This is a genomic window from Bacillus sp. JJ1521, from assembly GCF_036965165.1.
Classification (GTDB): Bacteria; Bacillota; Bacilli; order Bacillales; family Bacillaceae_L; genus Ferdinandcohnia.
In genome coordinates, this window is sequence record NZ_JBALOX010000248.1 from 3,396 (window position 1) to 3,763 (window position 368).

Consider the following 368-nt stretch of genomic DNA (forward strand, 5'->3'; position numbering starts at 1 on the left):
CGCCAAGGCGTATTTGATGTATTTGATTTTAATAAAAATTAACTCCTAATCCCACGCCTTAACCTGTCTTTGGACAGGTCCTTTTTTACTTTATACAGCAATACTGAATAAAATAAAAGCCNNGACTAAGTACGCCACTTCTAGCTGGCCTAAAAATCAGGCGACATTACGCCAATGCGGATTTGATTATAACCAATCCTCTACATGCTCTAATAGTTCGGGAAGTGGTTTGTGGTAGAATTTCATCTTTGGTATTGATTTTAGAAATTTATTCCCATACTTGGTTGTTACGATTCGGCGGTCTAGGATAAAAATAACTCCTGTATCCTTTTCAGACCGAATCAGCCTGCCGACACCTTGTTTAAAAC

The 368-nt window shown here is 38.3% G+C and carries 1 protein-coding gene; it reads right to left on the reverse strand.

Translation table 11 applies throughout. From position 1 onward, the window contains the following. Nucleotides 1-186 precede the first annotated feature (186 nt). Nucleotides 187-368 (reverse strand): helicase C-terminal domain-containing protein (locus V7147_RS23765; RefSeq protein ID WP_335370268.1); only part of this gene is annotated, 182 nt, incomplete at its 5' end.